The organism is Collinsella sp. AF15-51 (assembly GCF_003462845.1).
Lineage (GTDB): Bacteria > Actinomycetota > Coriobacteriia > Coriobacteriales > Coriobacteriaceae > Collinsella.
On the sequence record NZ_QRYG01000029.1, the window covers coordinates 14,460 to 15,945 of the forward strand.

At 54.2% G+C, this 1,486-nt stretch carries 1 protein-coding gene; it reads right to left on the minus strand.

The features are described 5' to 3' along the window. Positions 1–130 precede the first annotated feature (130 nt). Positions 131–676, minus strand: coding sequence for an antiterminator LoaP (gene loaP, locus DWW51_RS09810; protein ID WP_231501639.1), 546 nt, complete (start codon positions 674–676; stop codon positions 131–133). Positions 677–1,486 lie beyond the last annotated feature (810 nt).

Sequence of the window (1,486 nt, forward strand, 5' to 3'; positions counted from 1 at the left end):
CAGCCTTCCCCTCAGATCCCAGCCTGACGTCGAAGGGCAGGCCGCCCTCGCGGTGACATCGTTTTTATGTCAACCTTGGTCTAACAGAGCCATACTTTTTGCCTTCGGTCGTCCGCTTGCGAGCTTGCAGCTAGGCGATCGCTCTTCTGTGATTGCGCATGACGCGCTGCTCTTTTGAAAGCACGGCAAGGCCAACGCGAGTGGTTACGCGTCGGCCGCACAGGTCGAGCTCCAAATAAGCAGTGCTCTTGCGTCTGTTAATGGTTTTGATAAGGCCTTCGTGGCCCAGCAGCGGGCCTGCCGTTACTACGACCCGGTCGCCATCTTTTAGGGCCTCGCTCATGGGCACTACGCGGTCTCCCCTATGCGTAAAGCCGCTAATAAGCTGAACCTCTTCTTTTGCCAGCGGCACAAACTGACCGTCCTGGGAAAGCACCCGGGCAAAGTCGTCCATGAGCAGCAAGTACTGTTGCACGGTGCGGGGGTCTGCCGTGTCGCAGATAAGATAACCGGGAAAGAGCGGCTTGGTCGTTTTAACCCATTGGCCGTGCACCTTGATCTCGGTTTGAAATTGGGGATACAAGAGCTCCTGCATAGCGCCAGCCGGCACCACGTGCTCAATGCGCTCGCGCATTACGTCTTCGCGACCGTTAATGACCTGGATCACATACCACACGAGCACCACCCCCTTGCTGTCTTACGTGTGGCTCACGGGGTTTGGGTATGGCTTCGCCAGGGCGCTTGTGCGCGAAGGCGCTCCATATTCAAACCCTGAGCCCAGTTAGACAAGCACGTGGCTCTGCCCCACCGTGAACGGTATGTATAAACGCAGTTGCTAGAGTCGCGGACGTGTATCGCAAAATGACCGTAACCCCAGCTGGCTGCGTGCGATCCAGTCAAGCGGGAACAAAACTAGACCGCACGCAAACAGCTGTAGGACTGCTGCGCTTTGTCATGAAATGTCGAATCGAAAATACAGCTTGCACAAAGTCAAGAACAAATGCTTTCGATGCGATACGCATGACGACGCTATTGGAGCTCGTGGTTTTTCTGGCACCGCCGTTACGGCCGGATGCTGATCTGCCCTGCGCTTCGCGACCGGTTAAGCCGAGAGCGCAGTTGAACCCATGTAACAATAGCCATCATAGCACAAAGCGGCTAGAAACCGATTTAGGCCGCACGAGGCAACATTTCGTCCATTTGCAGTGCTTAAGGGGGTTATTTTGCAAACTTGTTCACATTGACGCAGGTTTATGCGGGTGTAGTTGTTGGCACGCAACGCTGGAGCCGCAACGCTGACAGTGGGAAATGCAATAAGGAATTACGTCGGGTTAACAAACTATGTACAGAAGTGGGAAATAAATTGCGCAACTTTTTTGCGGTATGGGTGTTGGCGTGGCGTCACTTTGGTTTGCGGGGTGGCTGCATATGAAAAGGCTCTGTTAGACCAAATTTGACACGATCGGCTGTTCGTCGAACCGGAAAA